The following is a 19,974-nucleotide window of genomic DNA, read 5'->3' as shown; positions in this document are numbered from 1 at the left end:
TGTTGTTACTGACTGTTTGTGTTGTTGATTTTGTGTTGTTGATTTTAATATAGTTAGTTATGACAGAGATTATTCAAGTCTGCCTACTTGATTTTAATAAGGGGCAGCTCACGGGATTGCCGAAAAATCCACGTTTTTTTCGTGATTACCGCTTTGAAGCGATGAAGAAAAGCATTCAGGATTCGCCAGAGATGCTTGAGCTTCGGGAACTTATAGTTTTTCCCTACAATGATGGCAGATATATTGTTGTTTGTGGTAATTTACGTTTGCGAGCTTGCAAGGAGTTAGGTTATAAAGAACTGCCTTGTAAAATTCTGGCACCTGATATCCCCGTTAAGAAGTTGAGGGAATATGCCACTAAAGATAATGTCAATTTTGGTGAGAATGATTTGGACGTTATGGAAAACGAGTGGAATAAGGCGGAACTCCAAGACTGGGGCATCGAATTTGCTCCGGAGAAGAAAGAGGATGAATTTAAAGAGCGCTTTGATGCCATCACGGATGATACAGCCATTTATCCTCTCATTCCAAAGTATGACGAAAAACATGAGTTGTTTATCATCACCTCAAGTAATGAGGTAGATAGCAACTGGCTTCGTGAAAGGCTGGACATGCAGCACATGAAGTCGTACAAAACCGGGAAAATAAGTAAATCCAATGTAATTGATATAAAAGACGTTCGCCATGCCCTGCAAGATAGTAATACCAAGTCATAAACGCCATGACCGGGTGTTCGCTAAAAAGTTGGTGAACGATCCTATCATTTGCGTTGCTGAAAGTCAAGCTGACTTATATCAGCAATTTAACCCGGAATGTGAAATTGTTACTCATCCTGACGACGTTATGGGCCTCATCCCGAAACGTAATTGGATGGCAAAGCATTTTGGAGAACTTTTCATGCTTGATGATGATGTCCATGCCTGCAAACCTATTTATGTGGAAAAAGGAGAACCTAGCCGGATAAAGGATAAAGATAAGATAACTAATATCATTCAGTCATTATTTGAGATAGCCAGTATGATGGATGTACATCTGTTTGGCTTCACCGCTCGGATATCGCCGGTAATGTATGATGAATCCGCTTTTCTTTCTCTTTCGAAAATGATAACCGGTTGCAGTTATGGAGTAATCTATAACAAAAACACTTGGTGGAATGAGGAAATACGTTTGAAAGAAGATTTTTGGATTTCTTGTTACATGAAGTACAAAGAACGTAAGGTTTTAACCGATTTGCGGTATAATTTTGAGCAAAAGAACACTTTTGTAAACGCTGGTGGGCTTGCTTCTATAAGGAATCAGGAAGAGGAACGTAAATCTATCCTCTTTATCAAAAAGAATTTTGGTGATAGTATTTTGCTAAAGAGTGCAACCACTAATGGGAAAGACAAAACAAAGCAGCTCGTTCAATATAATATATCATGCAAATTCAAATTCTAATAGTCTGTAAAAAAGGCGTTTAAATGGTGTCCATTCTGTTTGTCATATTCGCCTTTTTTAGCTAATTTTACTGATGTAATAAACTAAAAGTCAAACCATTAAATTAGAATTATGATTATAAGAACAGTTTGCGGATATGATTTCTTTGAGGTGAGTTCTGCAATGCAGAAAGCCATTAGGCGAGCCGACACCGGGGTAGCCGGCTTTTTTGCATTGGAACTTTGGGCGAGTGGGTACCGCGACTATGTGTGGAAGCGTCTGTTTACCATTAGTGCTGAAGATTGCTATGGAATCATTACTAAAGAGATAGAAGCATTGTGGCAGGGGCATGAGCTGGTAAACAAGACTGCTACTGAACCCAAAGGGAGGATATTTGTCAGTAAAGCTGTTATTCTCCTTTGTGAATGTAGAAAGAATCGTGATGCGGATCATTTGCAAAACTTCATCTATGATAGAAAGGATATTGATATAGAAAAGTGGATAAATGATGTCAGGCGTTACCCTATTCCTATTCCAGATTACACTTTCGATGTACATACACGAAAGGGGAAAAAACATGGGAGAACCAAAGAAGAATTCTTTCAGGAAGAATACAAGGCGTTACAACCTCGTGTTCCTGGTTTATTCGATGATTTGGTTCAACCCAGTCAACCAAAGTTATTTAATGATGAAACCACGGCTAAGTAGCTGTGGTTTCTCATTTTTCATATAAGTCAAACCAATTTAATTTAGAAAATGAACACGTATTACAAATTTGCGCCAAATGTATTTTTGGCAAAGTGTGATGAGAAGCACGAAAAAGGTGAAACTATTGAAGTTACCACCAAGTATGGTAAGGAGAACGAAAGTATAGTATTTAACCTAATCTTCGAAAAAGATGGGTTTTACTATTATTCCATCGTTAGAGCTGACGGCTTTAATGTTCAAGAATGGGCTAAGCAAAGAGCGGAACGCAGGCATGAATGGGCGTCATCGGCAGTACAAAAAAGCAATGAGTATTTTCAGAAATCAAATAAACATCGCGATTTCCTTTCTTTGGGTGAGCCTATCAAAGTTGGACACCATAGCGAACGAGGACATCGCAAAATGATAGATGATGCCTGGAATAACATGGGGAAAAGCGTTGAGTTTAGCGATAAGGCTGCCGAACATGAAAGAGTTGCGAAGTATTGGGAAAAAAGGGCTAATACGATAAACTTGTCCATGCCGGAAAGTATAGATTTCTACGAACATAAGTTGGAACAAGCAAAAGAATATCACGAAGGATTGAAGTCCGGTAAGTACCGACGCGAGCATACATACGCTATGGCTTATGCCAATAAAGCAGTAAAAGAGGCTAAAAAAATTATGACCTTGCAGTAAAGCTGTGGGGCGATGTTTAATAATCTGTAGTATCTCAAATAATTTACTATGAGAGAATTATCAAAAGAAACCTCATTACAAAGGGTAATGAGGGCTTCAGGTCGTGTACCTGTACAATGCTCATGCAGTGTTTGTAAACAACAATGTCATACGCCATGTTTAGGTACTCCTGATGATATTGAACGAATTATTGATGCAGGTTATGCCGACAGGTTAGCGCTGACGAACTGGGCTGCTGGTATATTCTTAGGGGTTATTAATATTGCTATTCCGATGATTCAGCCCGTTGCTGGTAAGGAGTATTGTGCTTTTTTCGAGAATGGACTGTGTATCTTACATGATAAGGGTTTGAAGCCCACTGAAGGACGTTTGTCTCATCACACTGTCAGGAAGGATAACTTCAATCCTGCTATGAGTATTGCTTGGAACGTTGCAAAAGAATGGCTGATGCCGGAGAATGAGGATGTACTTTCTCGTGTAGTAAATAAATTCTTGAATGCGAGGAAGCCATGAATGTGTGTCAATCAATACCTCGTAGAGATTGTAAGGTGTTTGCTAAATGTGGAGCAAAATCCTTATCACATTGCCGGCGGCACCGCGAAACTGATGAGAAGTGTAAAAGTTGTACTCTAATTCGTCGTAAGCCGCGTAATCGGATTATAGATGATTCAGGACGTGAAATGAAAAGATGTACCCATTGCGGAAATTACTTCTACTTGAACCGGTTCTACAATCGTATAGTGGTGAGAAAAGGTAAGGAATATCATTTGTTGACTTCCTGGTGCCGTATGTGTATGTCACAGATTAATAATCAGAGGGCAAAGAAGAAAAAGTGACTTGTCTATTAAATTTTTTGTATGAAATATTATGCTTCAGTCAGCTTTGGAAAGGATTCCTTGGCAATGCTTTTCATGCTAATAGATAAAGGATATCAGTTGGATGAAGTCGTTTTCTATGATACAGGTATGGAATTTCAGGCAATCTATAACACTCGTGATGCTGTTCTTCCAATTCTTAAAAAACTTGGCATTAAATATACAGAACTACATCCGGAGCAACCTTTTCTTTGGACAATGTTTGAAAGGCCGGTTAAGAAAAGAGGGACCAATATTATCCATAAAAAAGGATATAGTTGGTGTGGGGGAACATGTCGGTGGGGAACGAGTGAAAAACTTCGTGCATTGAAAACTCACACAAAAGACGGAATTGATTATGTCGGTATTGCTGCCGATGAGACCCATCGCTTTGAAAAGGAAAAACGACCCAATCGGGTTTTACCACTTCGTGATTGGGGCATTACTGAAGCAGATGCACTCCAGTATTGTTACACAAAAGGCTTTGTTTGGCATGAGGATGGAGTAAGGCTATATGAGCTACTTGATCGTGTGAGCTGCTGGTGTTGTGGAAATAAGAACTTGAAGGAGTTGAAGAATATGTATTTGTATCTTCCATGGTATTGGAAAAAGTTGAAAGAACTTCAGTTAAATACTGATAGACCTTATCGGCGTAATAGTGGAGAAAACATTTTTGATTTAGAGGAAAGATTTAAACGTGAAATGCAACAAAAAGGGTTATTATGATTCCCATATGTGTAAATGGAAAAGATTATTATGATCGAGAAGAAGCACTTGCTGCCTGGTTCAAAGAATGGTTGATGAAACAAGACTTTGAGCAAGACCTTATTGACCGGGAGAAAGAGCTTGAATATCGAAGAACCCATCCAGATTGGGATATTCCCTACGTAATGTATGGAGTTCGTAAAAAACACAAGTCTATTAAGAAGAATGAAATAGCTGTGTTTTATGACTTGTTACCGAGACAAAAGCGTGCTCGTACTGCTGAAACGCACTGGTACAAAGTGCTATACAAGAGAAAGGCTACACCTGAAGAAGTAGCGTCACTCAAGGCAGGAGAATACACTCATAGATATTTGGTATATTCCCTGTTTATTGAGAAGAGGATGACTCTTGACAAGGCTTTGTCCCTTATAGTTGCCGATGACAAGTTGTTAGGCATTACTGATAATACCATCTCTGAAATTGTAACAGCCTTTGAGACTTTCTTTAGCCGTAAGTTTAGAATTTATAAACCCGAATTTACAACCCAACTTAGTTTATTTACGTAATATGAAAACATACTTGAATTATTGAAGAAAAAGACTGGGTAAAATGGCGTTAAAAAGGCGAAGTTTCTGTTTGTAAAACTTGTCAATAACGATTACCTTTATAGATGTAAAGAACTAAAAGTCAAATAAATATATCAATAATACATAGAATAGTATGAATAAAGTGACATTAAACGGACAAAAAATAGTTGATAGTATAACAGAAGGTTATCCTGTTACAGTTATACGGGAAGATGGTTTCAGATATATTATTAGCATGGAGCGTAAACGAGGTGAAGAAGTATATTCATATCAGTTTGGACGTATTAAAAGAGAATTTGACTCTTTTGATAGTTTAGAGAATGCACTTAGTTCATATGAATTTACAAAGGTTATTTTTTAATTACAAGAAAGAAATTAAATGAAAGAATATATTTTAACTGAAATACGTAATACCTTATTTGGTAAAATCTCCAATGAGGAAATCTCAACCGTAATTGATTCCATATCATTTTGTTTGAGAAATTATGAGATTACGGCAAAAGAAACTTCTGTTGTAGTTTATGATAATTCCGATATGCAGATCATAAACCGATTTTTCATAGCTAAAGCTGTGGAAGGATTATGCCAAAGTTCATTAGATTACTATCGTATCATATTAAGAGCGTTTATCATACAAGTAGGAAAACATATCAAGGAAATCGTTACCGATGATGTCCGTGTCTATTTAGCCTATAAGAAGATTAATAAATGTAGTGATAATACTCTTAACAACATTCGAAGAACTTTGAGCAGCTTCTTTACTTGGTGCACAGAAGAAGGTGTACTTGATAGGAATCCAATGCTTAGAATCAAGGGAGTGCGACAAGTGAAGAAATTGAAGAAGCCATTAAGTGAGGATGATATGGAGAAATTAAGGTCTTTGGCTAGGACAAAAAGGAATAAGGCTATAATCGAATTCTTGTTTTCCACCGGCTGTCGCGTATCCGAAATGGTAAATGTGAATCTCGGTGATGTAGATTGGCAAAATGGGCAGATTGATGTACTTGGAAAAGGGCGTAAGTATCGAACTGTTTACTTGTCTGCTCGCTGTAAAATAGCTCTTCAGGAATATGTTGATTCAAGAACAGATGATTTAGAAGCCCTATTTTTATCTGATTATGAGGGAATGTGCCAGCAGATAAAAGATATGAATAAACTATCCCGGATATCCAAGGGAGCAGTTGAAATCATGCTAAGGAATCTAGGGAAAAAGGCGGGTATATCCAATGTACATCCACATAGACTTAGGAGAACAGCGGCAACTACAGCCCTAAAACGAGGAATGCCAATAGAACAGGTACAGAAGATGCTAGGTCATGAGAGCATTGAGACAACTACTATCTATGCACAATCAACCAATGACGAAATTAAATTATCCCATGAGAAATATATTATCTGACATAAATGGAATGTTGGGAATAACAGACAGTTATCAGGCACCGGAACGGATAATGAGTCTTTTGTTTGGAGAGGAAAAAGAACGGACAAAGGTATTCAAAGACTTTTTGGACTACTTCAAATGTGATGTCAGTTATGATTGGTTCCATGAATACTTTGAAGATGAACATGCTGACCGAAAGAACAACAAGCAGGATTTCACTCCTAAATGTATTTCAACTTTGGTTTCTAAATTATTAGGTTCTGATACGGGCGTAACCTATGAGCCAACAGCCGGAACAGGCGGAATGCTCATTTCAAATTGGTACAATCACCGGAATAGTATTAGTTTCTTAGATTACAAGCCTAACGACCATTTGATTGTATGCGGTGAGTTGTCAGACAAAACAGTACCTTTCCTTTTATTTAATCTGGCTGTCAGGGGAATATCCGGTATCGTATTCCACGGTGATACTTTGAGGAACCAGTACAAGGCGGCATACATATTAACTAATAGATTCAATTCCCCTTGTGACTTTTCAACAGTAACCAAGTGGAATTAACCCTCAAAACAGAAATAATAACGATTCTACTTATTGTGCCCCGGAGTATAATATCTCGCAGACTTACTGCCTGTTACTTTCTTTATTTGTCCTGGAGGAATTGTTTTATCCTTATGTGGGTGAACCCTCACCGACATACATGAAGTAATGTTAAGGCATAATGATATACAGAATAACGTAAGTAGTAATTTAGTTTTCATATAATCTATTTTTTAATTAAACAAGTAGCAACAAAAAAAGTTTGGAACAATGAAAGCAATAACAATAAAACAGCCGTGGGCCTCTTTGATAATCCACGGTATCAAAGATATTGAGAACCGTACTTGGGCGTGTCCATGGAAATACATAGGACATAGAGTGTTAATCCATGCAAGTGGAAAACCTGTAGAAATGAGAAATCCCAATAGTGTATTTACAAAAACTCAATGGGATAGTCTGCCTGTTGAGTTTCAACGAAAAATAATATGTGCAGAGGGCATTGTCAATTCTGCTATCATTGGAAGTGTAGAAATAATTGGATGCTCTATCAATCATCCTTCTAAATGGGCAGAGAAATCCGATGATAGTAAAGGCTATTATGAAAATCCTATTTATAACTGGGTGCTAGCTAATCCTATATTATTTCCAGAACCGATACCGGCTAAAGGGAAATTATCATTTTGGGAATATGATAGAATCCAGGAACCTGAATCAGACGGGTATCACAAGATTTGTATGTGTCGTATATGCGTTGATGAAAAAGTCCAAATAACGAGTATGGGGGATTATTTTGTATGCAGATATTATGGTGGACGTTGGTATAAGTAATTTTGATGTTGAATCTGGGTGTATCGGTTATCTGATACATCCTTTTATTTTTGTGATGATGAAAGTAGTTGTAACCGGCAGTGAGGGATTTATTGGTAAAGCCCTTTGCCGAGAATTAGCAAAAAGAGGTGTTGAAGTCATAGGACTTGATCGAAAGTGTGGTACTGAAGCTACGGAAGTATGCGAGCTCCTGAAGAATGGGGGGATTGATTGTGTGTTCCATTTGGCGGCGCAAACCAGTGTGTTTAATGGAAACCTGGAACAAATCAGGAGAGATAACATTGATACTTTCATGCGAGTTGCTAATGCATGTAATCAATATCATGTAAAGTTAGTGTATGCCAGTTCGTCAACTGCGAATCCGGAGAATACCACTTCTATGTATGGAATAAGCAAGTATTTCGATGAACAGTATGCATCTATCTATTGTAAGGCTGCGACCGGGTGTCGGCTGCATAATGTATATGGACCTAATCCGCGAAAAAGAACTCTTCTCTGGTTCCTGATGGAAAAGGAAAACGTGTCATTATACAACTGTGGTCAGAATATCCGGTGCTTCACTTACATAGATGATGTCATTGAGGGGCTTATCTATTCGGTGGGTTGTAACCGGCAACTTATCAATATTTGTAACGTCCAACCTGTGACTACTATGTATTTTGCTTCTTTAGTAAGATACTACAAACCGCTTGAAATTGAGCTAATTAATGAAAAACGGGATTTTGACAATTTAGAGCAGTCGGTGAACCGGGATATCTATTTAGTACCTTTGTCTTACACATCTGTCGAGGACGGAGTAAAGAAGATCTTTGATGAAAGGAAAGGGAAAGATATGTCGTATTGACGACTGGGATAAGCCGGAAGCGGTGAAATGTAAGAGCTGGTCTCATCAGGAACGGTTATGTGATCTGAAAGAAAAGGTATCACTTCATAAAAAGGGTGATATCTATTACATCTCCCAGTTCACCCGTTCCAAGACTGGTACCAGCTTTTCAGAAATTAAACAGTCGGAGGAACTTGCATCATTCTTTGCAGAGAGAGCGTGTGAGTTTCTCCACCGCTTCATAGTAGGGGGATATGAAGGATGGTGTATAGTCACCACACCGCGACGGAGACACAACGAGGGCTTTCATTTTTCAACCTCTATCTGTACGAAAATTGCGGGGGCGGTGAAAATACCATTCTATGAGAATGCAATCCAGTGCCTAACTAAAGATAGATTGAATCCAGAATTCTTTCTTCTTCGTCCGATAAAGGAAAAGAAAATAATAGTGTATGATGACATATTAACAACTGGCAGCACACTGCTTGCCACCTATGAGCTTTTAAAGGATAGAGAGCAGCTTCTTTTTCTCGTAGGAATAAATAACAAATGATATGGGAAAGCAAGAGAAACCATTAACATTCAAGCAAGAGAAATTCTGTAAATACTACGTTGATACAGAAGGTAATGCTAGTGAAGCATATAGGATGTCTTATGATGCGTCAAAGATGAAACCTGAAACGATTTGGAGTGCTGCTAGCAGATTGTTAGCCAATAGCAAGGTTAGTGCAAGGATAAGTGAGATTAAGCAACAGAGGGCGAAAGAGACTGAAGTAGAGAGGAAAACGGTCGAGAAGGTATTAATGGATATTGTACTCGCTGATCCCGATGATTTACATTATGTAGACCCTGTTACCGGGAAAACAAAGATGAGAAGTCCGTCCCAACTTCCAAAGCGCGCCCGTAATGCGTTGAAGAAGATTCAGAATAATAGAGGAGTGGTTAATTATGAGTTCAACGGCAAGACAGAAGCCGCCCGGATTCTTGGTGCCTGGAATGGATGGGAAGCCGATAAGAATGTCAACATCAAAGGTGGAGACGGAAATAAAGTCGGTGAACTTCGTATCGGATTTGAAGATAATGAGGATTCGGAAGAATAGAACAATTTGAACTGCAAAATCTAGTATTCACCCTACGGAGAAACCTTACTTTTAGAACAATATGGTTATAAATTATAAGAAGCTAAATCCTAACGGATTCTATCTATTGAAGTACTTGAATGATGAGACTATCCGTTTTATCATTCTCTATGGAGGTTCATCTTCCGGTAAGTCGTATAGTGTGGCACAAACAATACTGATACAGACATTACAGGATGGTGAGAACACTCTTGTCATGCGTAAAGTAGGAGCTTCTATTCTCAAAACCATTTATGAAGATTATAAAGTCGCTGCGGCCGGTCTTGGCATATCCCATTTGTTCAAGTTCCAACAGAATACTATTAAGTGTCTGGTTAATGGTGCGAAGATAGATTTTTCCGGTCTTGACGATCCGGAAAAGATAAAAGGTATCTCCAATTATAAGCGAGTTCAGTTAGAGGAATGGTCAGAGTTCGAGCATCCGGATTTCAAGCAGCTACGTAAGCGTTTGCGTGGTAAGAAAGGGCAGCAAATTATTTGTACCTTTAATCCGATCAGTGAAAGCCACTGGATAAAGAAAGAGTTCATTGATAAAGACAAATGGCATGATGTACCGATGACGGTTACCATTGCCGGCAAAGAGTTGCCGGAAGAACTTACCAAGGTCAAATCCGTAAGAAAGAACGCACCCAGGCAAATACTTAATCTTCGTACTAAGCAAATCGAGGAACAGGCACCTAATACAGTTATTATCCAATCTACCTATTTGAATAATTTTTGGGTTGTCGGTAGTCCTGACGGTACGTATGGTTTCTATGATGAGCAATGTGTTGCCGATTTTGAGTATGATAGAGTTCACGACCCGGACTATTACAATGTGTACGCATTGGGAGAATGGGGTGTCATTCGTACCGGTAGCGAGTTCTTCGGTTCTTTCAATCGTGGCAAACATTCCGGTGAACATAAATATATCCCGGACCTGCCTATTCATATATCAGTAGATAATAACGTACTGCCATATATCAGTGTGTCGTACTGGCAAGTAGATTTCACTACCGGTATCAAGGTTTGGCAGTTCCATGAGACATGCGCCGAAAGTCCTAACAATACAGTAAAGAAGTCCTCTAAACTTGTAGCCAAGTATCTGAAAGATATCAGGTATAGTGATAAAGTCTACCTACACGGGGATGCCTCAACAAAGGCGGCCAATAGCATTGATGATGAAAAACGTTCTTGGATGGACTTATTCATAGATACATTGCAAAAAGAAGGGTTCGAGATTGAAGATAAGGTAGGCAACAAGAATCCGAGTGTAGCGATGACCGGTGAGTTTATTAATGCCATTTTTGATTGTACAGTTCCCGGTATAGAGATATACATTGACGAATCATGTTCGGTATCTATTGAGGACTACATGAGCGTACAGAAAGATGCTAACGGTGCCATTCTTAAAACCAAGGTCAAGAATAAAACTACCTTGCAGACTTATGAGGAGCACGGGCATTTATGTTTTACTAGTGATACTTTAGTTAGTACAACACATGGAGATATTCCTATTTCAGAAATAAAGAAGGGGGATAAGGTTATTATTGAAAATGGGGAATCTGATGTATATAATTCATTGTGTACTAGTAGGAAATCTCGGTATTTTTTATTAACTTTATGTGATAATATAATTAAGTGTACTATTGATCATCCGGTTTATACTCAACGAGGTTTTGTACCAGTTTGTGAATTGAAAGTCGGAGATGAAATAATCGTAAAAGAAAATGAGAAAGTATGGAAAAAGAAATTGTCGAATATAACGGTTTTAGATTTATTCGTTACCCAAATAGTGAACGTGAAAGCGATAGCAAGTACTTTAAGGGATGGGTTAAGGAAAATGGAAAATGGAGAAAAGAAAGCCTTCATCGGTATATGTGGTTATGTGAGTGTGGCGAAATACCTCAAGACTATTGCGTTCACCATATTGATGGTGATTACAACCATAATTCAATTGATAACTTTGCTCTTATGCTTGCCTCTGAACATGAAAAACTTCATACAGACAATTATACGGAACATCAGTGGAAGAAAATTAAAGAGGGGTTGGATAACAACAGAGACAAAGCAACAGAATGGCATAAGTCTGACGCAGGACGTGAATGGCACTCAAAGAAAGCGAAAAGGCAGATGGAAAATAGGAAGTATAGAGAATATGTTTGTCAAGTTTGTGGGAAAGTATATACGTCGCGCAGTATCGGAGCTCCAAAATTTTGTTCTAACAATTGCAAAAGCCAATGGCGTAGATTATCGGGAGTGGACAATGAAGAACGTATTTGTCCAATTTGTGGGACTAAATTTATTATCAATAAATATTCTAAGAAGATCTTTTGTTCACGGAAATGTATTGCTAAGAATCGGAGGAATAGCTGACCTTTATGATATTTCGACAGTATCGCATCGTTTCTTTGCCAATGGTGTATTGGTTCATAATTGCGATACGTTCCGATATGTCGTTGTGGATTTGTGTAGTGAGCAGTATATAGAGTTTAGTAACCGGCGAAAAAGGAACTTGTATGCTTGTAATGGCACTATTAATTTCTTCAATCCAGATACCGAATGTAAATACACTAAGAAGATTCTATATGTGATGCCGAATGTTAATGGGAAATTTGTCCTTATACAAGCGTTTAGATGTGGAAATAAATGGCATGTTGTTGATGTCGTATTTATGGATACTACTTCAACAGAAGATATACGTTCTTCTATTTTGTCCCATGAATCTGATTCATGTGTAATTGAATGTACAGATGCTTATTTCCCTTTTATCCGGGAACTCCGTTCTAGTACAAACAAGGAGATTCGTGTAATGAAAGAGTTTCCGGATGTAGATAAGCGTATTGCTGCAACATCTGATTATGTGAAAAATAGTATTCTTTTTTCTGCATCAAAAGTAGAATCTGATACGGAATATGTTGCCTTCATGAATAATCTGATGGACTATAATAAAGATAGTGAAACAAAAGAGGCCAGTGCTGTTTTGAGTGGGCTAGTACAGTTCGTTGTAAAATTAGGTTTGAATTGAATTGCGTTATATGTGATTGAAAATAAGGATGTTGTATTGTTGATATTATGTTTTCGTAATTTCAAGATTTTAGTGTTTTGGAAAACGGTTTTCCTTTTTACTTAGTTTTGCTCAAAAAGGAACCCAATGAATATTTTTTTTGATAATCTATTTGGAAAGAAATCTAAGACTAAAGGTGAAGTTGAAATAGTTACTTCATCTGAAAATAAGGATATAGATACTCAAAGTGGCAAGGCTGAAAAATGGTCAGTTGCATACATTGAGGACCTTACTAGTCCTATTGTAGCGGGCAGTAACTATCTAACGCTATTCAGTACGATACCTGAAGTCTTTTTCCCGATCGATTATATTGCATCGCGAATTGCAGGTGCTAATTTTCAATTGAAGAAAACTAAGGATGACAGTATAGTATGGGCGAATAAACGAATGAATGGCATACTTAGTCGTCCTAATTGTTTGATGCGTTGGAAAGAATTGATTTATCAGCACCATATTTATAAATTGTGTACAGGGAATAGCTTTATTCGTGCCGCTATGCCTGATGTCTTTTCTACAGCTGAAAAATGGAGATATTGCGATAATTATTGGGTGCTACCTTCTGATAAGACTATTGTAGAACCTGTTTACGGGAATATACCATTGTTTGGCATTGCCCAAACAGAAGATATTATTCGTAGCTATCGTTTGGAGTATGGTTGGAATGGTAGTTTGGAAATTCCTCCATACCAAATATGGCATGATAGAGACGGAAGTGCAGAGTTCTATTCAGGGGCTATGTTCTTGAAGTCCAAAAGTCGTCTTGCTTCCCAAAATAAGCCAATGTCAAATCTAATAGCTGTATATGAAGCTAGAAATGTGATTTATGTAAAGCGGGGTGGATTGGGCTTTATTGTAAGTAAGAAAACTGATGCTACCGGTTCAATAGCGTTGACTGACGATGAAAAGGAACAGCTTTTGAAGCAAAATTTTGAGAAGTATGGTGTAAGGAAGGGCCAGGTACCTTATGGTATTTCAGATGCAGACATTGACTTTGTTCGTACTAATCTTTCTATTGCAGAGTTACAGCCGTTTGAAGAGACTTTGGCTGATGCAATAAATATTGCAGGGGCATACGGCATCCCTGCCGTTCTTGTTCCGCGAAAAGACCAGTCCACATTTAGCAATCAGGCTACTGCTGAAAAGAGCGTATATTGTTCAACTGTTATTCCTATGGCCAAACAATTCTGCAAGGATTTTACAGCTTTCCTTGGTCTTGAAGGAGGGGGATATTATTTGGATTGTGATTTCTCTGATGTTGATTGTTTGCAGGAAGGATTGAAAGAATCCGAAGACGTAAAGACAAATATAAATAAACGTTGTCGTGAACAATTCTCATGTGGGCTTATAACACTCAATGACTGGCGTGCCCAAATAGGCGAAAGTATGATAGAAAATCCCTTGTTTGACAAATTGAAATTTGATATGTCAGATGAGGAACTGGATAAAGTAAATCGAGTTTTTAACACTAAAAGTGGAGATGAAAAAGATGGAAGAGAAAATCAAAAGCCTTCAGTACAAGACAAAGGCAAATGATGTTGATGAGAAGGGTATCGTTACCGTTGCGGTGAACGGTATCGGTGTGAAGGACTCACAAAATGACATATCTATGCCTGGCTCATTCAATAAGACATTGAAAGAAAATATTGGTCGGATGCGTTGGTTCCTGAATCATCGTACAGACCAGTTGTTAGGTGTTCCGTTGAGTGGTAAGGAAACAGAAGGTAATTTGGTTATGGTCGGTCAGTTAAATCTTGAAAAACAGATTGGCCGTGATACGTTAGCTGATTATAAGCTGTTTGCAGAGAATGGAAGAACCCTAGAACACTCTATCGGAGTAAAAGCCATCAAAAGGGATTCTATCGATCCTTGTAAGGTGCTTGAATGGCGTATGATGGAATATTCAACATTGACAAGTTGGGGGAGTAATCCACAGACGTTCCTTGTGAATATCAAGTCTGCTACTGCTGACCAGGTAAAGGAAGCTGTTGATTTCGTCCGGAAAGCGTTCTTGCAGCATGGATATAGTGATGAACGTTTAAAAGGATACGATATGGAATTAAGTTTATTACTGAAGAGCCTCAACGGTGGTGCCGTTGTCTCATGTCCTCATTGTGGTTATCAATTTGATTATGATGCAGAAACAGAGCATACCTTTGCCCAACAGGTATTAGATTATGCTGCTGATTATCAGAGATGGATAACACAGGACATTGTAAGGGAAGAAATGGAGAAGCTCACTCCGGAGATTAGAACCCAAGTAATTTCTCTTATTGATTCTGTCAAATCAGAAAAGAAAGAATTTACTCAAAAGGGTCTACAAGACCTTATGAATTATGTAAGATGTCCCCACTGTTGGGGAAAAGTATATCGTTCGAATGCTATTCTGCAAAACACTTCTGAAAATACCACCGGAAAAAATGAGCCGTCTGTTGACACTCAAGAAAAGAATGACGGGGAAAATGGGAACGATGAAGTAACGATTAAAGCCGCTGATAATGGCACTTTACTCGATTTCAAGAGTTTGAATAGCTGTTTCGAGAATAAATAACTTAAAATTTAAATTTTATGCCAATTAGAAAATTTACAGTATCAGATTTTAATCTGAAAACGGACGGTCTGCCGGCAGAACAGAAAACATTCATGGAAAACATTGTCGGCATGATGTGTGAAGTAGTTAACAAGTCACTTGAAGGATTTGCCTCACCGGAGGAGGTAACGAAACAGTTTGGTGACATCAATAATCTATTGAAAGCCTATGATGGAGAAAAGTTCCAGCAATTGGTAAAGGACAACGAGCAACTTGTAGAACAAGTTAAAACTCTAGGTGAAAGTATCGAGAAAATGAAGCAGAAAGGTCTTTCTATGGATACTATCAACAAGTTCGATGAGAAGTTGAACGAGATGCTTGATTCTGAAAAATTCAGAGATTTCGCAGAAGGAAAAACACGCAAATCAGGAGAATTTGACGGCTTCTCCTTGAAAGATGTCGTTTCCATGACTGACAATTACACCGGTGATTTGTTGATTACTCAACAACAGAAACGTGTTGTGACTCAGGTTGCCAACAAAAAGTTGCATATGCGTGATGTATTAACGACGTTGACTGCTGATCCTGCATACCCTCAACTTGCCTATGCACAAGTATATGCTTTCAACCGCAATGCCCGTTTTGTAACAGAGAATGGGCGTTTGCCTGAATCAAGCATCAAGGTAAAAGAGATACAGACAGGAACTAAGCGCCTTGGTACTCATATCCGTATCTCAAAACGTATGTTGAAATCAAGAGTGTACATTCGTTCCTACATCTTGAACATGCTTCCTGAAGCTGTTTGGATGGCAGAAGACTGGAACATCTTGTTTGGTGACGGTAATGGTGAGAATTTGCTTGGTATTATTAATAATACTGGGGTGACTTCTGTAGAGAAGATTATCAGTACAGCCATTGTTACAGGTGCCGCTGGTGCTGTAAAAGCTATTACCGGATATAACGGTGATAAGGATGTGATTGTAGAGTTTGCAGAACCACAGGATTTGATACTTGATGGAATGAGCATCACGTTCGCTGGTGCCGCTGTTCTTACAGAACTGAACAAAACACACGCTCTTGTGAAAATGGAAGATGGTCGTATCCTTATTCCTGGTGTCGCGTTCTCCGGTGCTGAAACGGCTACGGATAAAATGACATTCAGTGTTCATGAAGCCGGCTTTAAGAACATTGAGGAACCCAACTCTGAAGATGTAGTGAAAACAGCTTTCGCCGCAATGACATATGCCCAGTATTTTCCGAATGCTATTATTCTTAATCCAATGACTGTTAACGGTATGGAATCAGAGAAAGATACGACAGGACGTAATCTTGGTATCGTTAAAATGGTTGATGGGGTGAAATATATTGCCGGTCGTCCGATTATCGAGTATGGTGGTATTCTTCCAGGTAAGTATCTTTTAGGTGACTTTAACCAAGCCGCAAATTTGGTTGATTATACCACTTTGACACTTGAATGGGCTGAAGATGTGGAGACCAAGCTTTGCAATGAGGTTGTGCTGATGGCACAAGAAGAAGTTATCTTCCCGATTTATATGCCGTGGGCTTTCGCTTATGGGGATTTGGCCGCATTGAAGACTGCAATAACTAAAGCGTAGGATTATGGATTACATACTTAGAGGTAACGATAAGGATGTAACCAATGTGCTTAAAGAGCAACGCATTCGGATTAATAGAGGGATGATTCAACTCATCCCTATTTCCGAATGTGGTCTTGTTACAGAAGAAGATGCCCGAAAGACATTGGAATGTATGCTTGCAGAGAAAAATGAAGAGATTGGCAGGCTTACTGCATCCATTGCAGAGAAAGATAAGACAATTGTTGAACTGACAGAAGAGCGTGAAACAATGAAAGCTCGCATTGCAGAACTTGAAGTACAGGTGCCTTCTGATGAAAAGAATCTTCCGGTTGCCGATTCAAAAGATTTGCAAGAGGAAGATGCCAAGGAGGTAACTGTTACAGATGATAAAGCCGTTTCCGTGGAAGATGAAAAGAAAACCGGGAAAGGCAAGACTTCTAAATAACTATCGCTATGTTGATTGATGTTTCATATTTTATGTCAGGTCCCAGGCATATTGAGAATGTTTCGGTCGCTGAAATGCCTTCGCCCCAATCTCTTGCTGTGAATGAGGTGATAAATGGGTATATTAAGGCATTTCAGCCCGAATTTCTCCGGAATGTTGTTGGTGTGACTCTTTCCCAAGCTATCACAGATTATTTGGAGCTTATTGAACGGGAAAAGGAAGATTCTTCAGATGAAGTTGATATTTCAGAAGAGAAGGAAGCCCCCCAGTCCGGATATGCAGTATTATGCGAGAAGCTGTGTGAACCGTTCGCTGACTATGTCTTTTATCATATTCTTCGTGACGCAAACACCCAGGCTACAATAACCGGGCTTGTCCGTTTGAAATGTGCTAATGAATATGTAGCTCCTTTGAAGAGACAAGTAAGCACATGGAATAGCATGGTAGAGAAGAATAAACAGTTTGTTGAATGGGCTATGTCGAATGATTGTCCTTTCGATGTGAAAATAACCAAGAATCTTTTGACCCCAATTAATGCTTTCAATTTATGATAGATTTAGATATAACAGAACTGTTTGAGGAGATTGTAAAGGAACTTCCAGAAGGGCTTGAAATCCTCTATCCAAATGGGAAAGGGGGAACTAAAGTTGTGAAGTCCCCAAGGTTGAATTACATCTTCGGTAGCAGTCAATATATCAAAGATATTTTAGATGAATACAGTAAGTCTTCTGCCCAGTCTGAAAGGAAGTTTCCGTTGGTTGCACTATTCACTCCAATTAGTGAGGATAGAGGTGACGCGGATTATTTTTCAAAAGCAAAGGTTTCGTTAATTATAGCATGTTCTTCTTGTAAAGAGTGGAGCAATGAGATGCGCAGAACCACATCTTTTAAAAATATCCTTCGGCCAATCTATAAACGTTTATTGGAAGTATTATATGAAGATTCTCGGTTCGACTGCGACTATGACGAAAAAGTGAAACATAGTTATTCAGAAAACTATTCATATGGCAGATACGGAGCCTATACAGATTCCGGTGAGGCTGTGAGCGAGCCGATTGATGCCATAAATATACGCTCGATGGAAATAAAAATTAATAATCTTAATTGTAGAAGAAAATGAGAAAGATTAGAACGTGTAAGGGTTCCCGGATGAACACTGGTAGTTCTGCTTGTAGCATTGACTGGAAAAAAGTCAAAGGTGCTATCTTGACAGAACACGGTGTCAAACTCCCTGCTGATATAACAGGTGAGAAGTTGCTCGAATTGTGCCATGCAGACCGTCCCGGGCGTATTTACCCTATTTTGCCATTCCTGGAGTATGCCAAGAATGGTGGAGAGCCCCAAGTTAATGCTGTAGGGTACGGTGCAAGTGAATACAACGGGCTTAGCGCTCAAACAGACACCTTCACTTTGAAGAAATTTGATGAGGTTTTGAATGCCCAGCTTCTGAAATGTGCCAATAAAGGATGGGACGTTTACTTTTGGAATCAGGATAATATGTTGATCGGTTATAATGATGACACTGATATCCTTGCCGGTATTCCGATGTCTACTGTTTACCCGACCGTGACACAGTACCCGACCAGTAGTGCTAAGTCTGCGATGACTGTTAGTTTTTCACATGAAGATGTGGAAGACAGCCAATTGCACTTTGACTACGTGCAGTTAGACTTCAATCCCAAGAATTTCGTTAAAGGCTTGGTTGATGTTGTGCTTCAAAAGTTGGAGACTGAAAATACCTACAAAATTGTCGAAGTTGTTGGTGGTTATGACCGTACAGAAGAATTTGGCAGTCTTATTGCTGATGGTGCTGCTGAAGTTATGAATAACGTAACTTCTGCTACATATTCGGATGGTATCATTACCATTGTTCCTAAAGCCGGGGCGGTTCCTTCGTTGAAAGCTCCTTCTGTATTGTATGAAAAAGGAATCAGAGGTATCGAGCAGGTGTCATGAAAGTAGATAATGTTACGTTCGTCGAGGTTGCTGTGAAGGGCATGACGAAGGAAGAGTTTATTAATGCACACATTAAAGTCGTGTGGCAGGAACTGAAGGAAGCTGACCGCAAGAAGAAGCTCTCGGAAGTGTACGATGCGATAACTAAGTAACCGACGGGCTGGGGTGTGATTACAGCCCGGCCCGTTATATTTTTACTGTATGGCAGATTTTGATGAATTACATAGAGTTATTCATTCCATTGCATCCGGGTTTAAAGAGGAATGTATTAGGTGTATGGAAGAACATAAGAATGTGCTCGTTGATTGCATTCAGGAGCAATTATATTCCGGTCTGGACGGTACTGAACATCTATTGAATCCTGATTATGATACTGACACCTATTTTAACGAGCCCGGTCCCTGGCAGAACCGTGCGGAACAATATAAACGATGGAAGGAGAGGATAACTCCACCTCTTAGAAGTGAGATGCTTTATTTGCCACCGCGTCCGGTTGAGGTACCTAACCTTTTTATTACTGGTACTTTCTATGATAGCATAACTGCCGATAGAATTGATTCCGGGCTTCGATTCTCAACGAAAGGATTTACGGACGGTAGCTCTATTGAGAAGAAATACGGTGAGCTGATTTTAGGTATTGGTGATACAGCTAAAGAGTACTTTAATATTATGTATCTCCGTCCCTGGATGGAACGTTTCTTTTCAGAATGTGGATATCGGTAGAAAATGGCTTGTAGTTGCGAAATAA

General features: G+C 38.9%; 24 protein-coding genes and 2 pseudogenes. All 26 read left to right on the top strand.

Annotated features, from left to right (window positions below; all coding sequences use genetic code 11):
* The first annotated feature begins 59 nt into the window (after positions 1-59).
* Positions 60-716: a ParB N-terminal domain-containing protein gene (locus CLIN57ABFB40_RS07730; protein WP_138274408.1), complete on the top strand. Its 657-nt coding sequence runs from the start codon at positions 60-62 to the stop codon at positions 714-716.
* Entirely contained in the window at positions 685-1,437 is a 753-nt protein-coding gene (locus CLIN57ABFB40_RS07725) for a hypothetical protein (protein ID WP_138274409.1), read from the top strand. The genes CLIN57ABFB40_RS07730 and CLIN57ABFB40_RS07725 overlap by 32 nt, the downstream gene beginning before the upstream one ends.
* 111 nt (positions 1,438-1,548) lie before the next feature.
* Positions 1,549-2,124 carry a hypothetical protein gene (locus CLIN57ABFB40_RS07720; protein WP_004300222.1) on the top strand — a complete coding sequence of 192 codons (576 nt, stop codon included), beginning with the start codon at positions 1,549-1,551 and terminating at the stop codon, positions 2,122-2,124.
* A 48-nt stretch (positions 2,125-2,172) separates the two neighbouring features.
* Positions 2,173-2,819: pseudogene (locus tag CLIN57ABFB40_RS07715) on the top strand (DUF3560 domain-containing protein).
* 28 nt (positions 2,820-2,847) lie between these two features.
* A complete protein-coding gene (locus CLIN57ABFB40_RS07710; RefSeq protein WP_004300224.1) occupies positions 2,848-3,312 on the top strand; it encodes a hypothetical protein in 465 nt (154 codons plus the stop codon).
* Positions 3,309-3,635 carry a hypothetical protein gene (locus CLIN57ABFB40_RS20565; RefSeq protein ID WP_008775932.1) on the top strand — a complete coding sequence of 109 codons (327 nt, stop codon included), beginning with the start codon at positions 3,309-3,311 and terminating at the stop codon, positions 3,633-3,635. Before CLIN57ABFB40_RS07710 ends, CLIN57ABFB40_RS20565 begins: the two co-directional genes overlap by 4 nt.
* A 21-nt stretch (positions 3,636-3,656) precedes the next feature.
* Complete coding sequence (locus tag CLIN57ABFB40_RS07705; protein ID WP_138274410.1) at positions 3,657-4,379, top strand: phosphoadenosine phosphosulfate reductase family protein; 723 nt, start codon at positions 3,657-3,659, stop codon at positions 4,377-4,379.
* Positions 4,376-4,924, top strand: a complete 549-nt coding sequence (locus tag CLIN57ABFB40_RS07700) for a hypothetical protein (protein WP_138274411.1) — start codon at positions 4,376-4,378, stop codon at positions 4,922-4,924. The genes CLIN57ABFB40_RS07705 and CLIN57ABFB40_RS07700 overlap by 4 nt, the downstream gene beginning before the upstream one ends.
* Positions 4,925-5,078: 154 nt before the next feature.
* Positions 5,079-5,306, top strand: coding sequence for a hypothetical protein (locus tag CLIN57ABFB40_RS07695; protein WP_138274412.1), 228 nt, complete (start codon positions 5,079-5,081; stop codon positions 5,304-5,306).
* 18 nt (positions 5,307-5,324) lie between these two features.
* Entirely contained in the window at positions 5,325-6,344 is a 1,020-nt protein-coding gene (locus tag CLIN57ABFB40_RS07690) for a tyrosine-type recombinase/integrase (RefSeq protein WP_175629576.1), read from the top strand.
* Entirely contained in the window at positions 6,325-6,885 is a 561-nt protein-coding gene (locus CLIN57ABFB40_RS07685; protein ID WP_175629575.1) for an N-6 DNA methylase, read from the top strand. Before CLIN57ABFB40_RS07690 ends, CLIN57ABFB40_RS07685 begins: the two co-directional genes overlap by 20 nt.
* Before the next feature lie 249 nt (positions 6,886-7,134).
* Positions 7,135-7,692, top strand: coding sequence for an ASCH domain-containing protein (locus tag CLIN57ABFB40_RS07680; protein ID WP_175629574.1), 558 nt, complete (start codon positions 7,135-7,137; stop codon positions 7,690-7,692).
* Between the two features lie 55 nt (positions 7,693-7,747).
* Positions 7,748-8,536 carry an NAD-dependent epimerase/dehydratase family protein gene (locus CLIN57ABFB40_RS07675; protein ID WP_175629573.1) on the top strand — a complete coding sequence of 263 codons (789 nt, stop codon included), beginning with the start codon at positions 7,748-7,750 and terminating at the stop codon, positions 8,534-8,536.
* On the top strand, positions 8,505-9,068 hold the full coding sequence (locus CLIN57ABFB40_RS07670; RefSeq protein WP_115484175.1) for a phosphoribosyltransferase: 564 nt from the start codon (positions 8,505-8,507) through the stop codon (positions 9,066-9,068). The genes CLIN57ABFB40_RS07675 and CLIN57ABFB40_RS07670 overlap by 32 nt, the downstream gene beginning before the upstream one ends.
* A gap of 1 nt (position 9,069) precedes the next feature.
* Positions 9,070-9,615: a terminase small subunit gene (locus tag CLIN57ABFB40_RS07665; RefSeq protein ID WP_118313731.1), complete on the top strand. Its 546-nt coding sequence runs from the start codon at positions 9,070-9,072 to the stop codon at positions 9,613-9,615.
* 61 nt (positions 9,616-9,676) lie between these two features.
* A pseudogene (locus CLIN57ABFB40_RS20560) lies at positions 9,677-10,519 on the top strand (PBSX family phage terminase large subunit); the annotation flags it as partial.
* A gap of 854 nt (positions 10,520-11,373) precedes the next feature.
* The gene (locus CLIN57ABFB40_RS20555) at positions 11,374-12,009 is read left to right on the top strand and encodes an HNH endonuclease (protein ID WP_175630356.1); all 636 of its coding nucleotides are present in this window, start codon (positions 11,374-11,376) and stop codon (positions 12,007-12,009) included.
* Positions 12,010-12,787: 778 nt separating this feature from the next.
* The gene (locus CLIN57ABFB40_RS07645) at positions 12,788-14,233 is read left to right on the top strand and encodes a phage portal protein (RefSeq protein WP_004311552.1); all 1,446 of its coding nucleotides are present in this window, start codon (positions 12,788-12,790) and stop codon (positions 14,231-14,233) included.
* Positions 14,187-15,248, top strand: a complete 1,062-nt coding sequence (locus CLIN57ABFB40_RS07640) for a phage prohead protease HK97 family (RefSeq protein WP_004311553.1) — start codon at positions 14,187-14,189, stop codon at positions 15,246-15,248. Before CLIN57ABFB40_RS07645 ends, CLIN57ABFB40_RS07640 begins: the two co-directional genes overlap by 47 nt.
* A 17-nt stretch (positions 15,249-15,265) precedes the next feature.
* Positions 15,266-16,843 (top strand): phage major capsid protein, encoded by a 1,578-nt coding sequence (locus tag CLIN57ABFB40_RS07635; RefSeq protein ID WP_087318356.1) that lies wholly within the window; start codon positions 15,266-15,268, stop codon positions 16,841-16,843.
* Between the two features lie 4 nt (positions 16,844-16,847).
* Positions 16,848-17,270, top strand: a complete 423-nt coding sequence (locus CLIN57ABFB40_RS07630; protein WP_004300271.1) for a hypothetical protein — start codon at positions 16,848-16,850, stop codon at positions 17,268-17,270.
* 8 nt (positions 17,271-17,278) lie between these two features.
* Complete coding sequence (locus tag CLIN57ABFB40_RS07625; protein ID WP_009039425.1) at positions 17,279-17,821, top strand: hypothetical protein; 543 nt, start codon at positions 17,279-17,281, stop codon at positions 17,819-17,821.
* Complete coding sequence (locus CLIN57ABFB40_RS07620; RefSeq protein ID WP_004315583.1) at positions 17,818-18,390, top strand: hypothetical protein; 573 nt, start codon at positions 17,818-17,820, stop codon at positions 18,388-18,390. Before CLIN57ABFB40_RS07625 ends, CLIN57ABFB40_RS07620 begins: the two co-directional genes overlap by 4 nt.
* Positions 18,387-19,226: a hypothetical protein gene (locus tag CLIN57ABFB40_RS07615; RefSeq protein ID WP_175629572.1), complete on the top strand. Its 840-nt coding sequence runs from the start codon at positions 18,387-18,389 to the stop codon at positions 19,224-19,226. Before CLIN57ABFB40_RS07620 ends, CLIN57ABFB40_RS07615 begins: the two co-directional genes overlap by 4 nt.
* Positions 19,223-19,378, top strand: coding sequence for a hypothetical protein (locus CLIN57ABFB40_RS07610; protein ID WP_004300280.1), 156 nt, complete (start codon positions 19,223-19,225; stop codon positions 19,376-19,378). The genes CLIN57ABFB40_RS07615 and CLIN57ABFB40_RS07610 overlap by 4 nt, the downstream gene beginning before the upstream one ends.
* Positions 19,379-19,427: 49 nt before the next feature.
* Positions 19,428-19,949 (top strand): hypothetical protein, encoded by a 522-nt coding sequence (locus CLIN57ABFB40_RS07605; RefSeq protein ID WP_175629571.1) that lies wholly within the window; start codon positions 19,428-19,430, stop codon positions 19,947-19,949.
* The last annotated feature ends 25 nt before the right edge of the window (positions 19,950-19,974 follow it).

Origin of the sequence: Bacteroides acidifaciens (assembly GCF_903181435.1) — a bacterium.
GTDB lineage: Bacteria > Bacteroidota > Bacteroidia > Bacteroidales > Bacteroidaceae > Bacteroides.
This window is presented reverse-complemented; position numbering and strand designations above follow the sequence as displayed.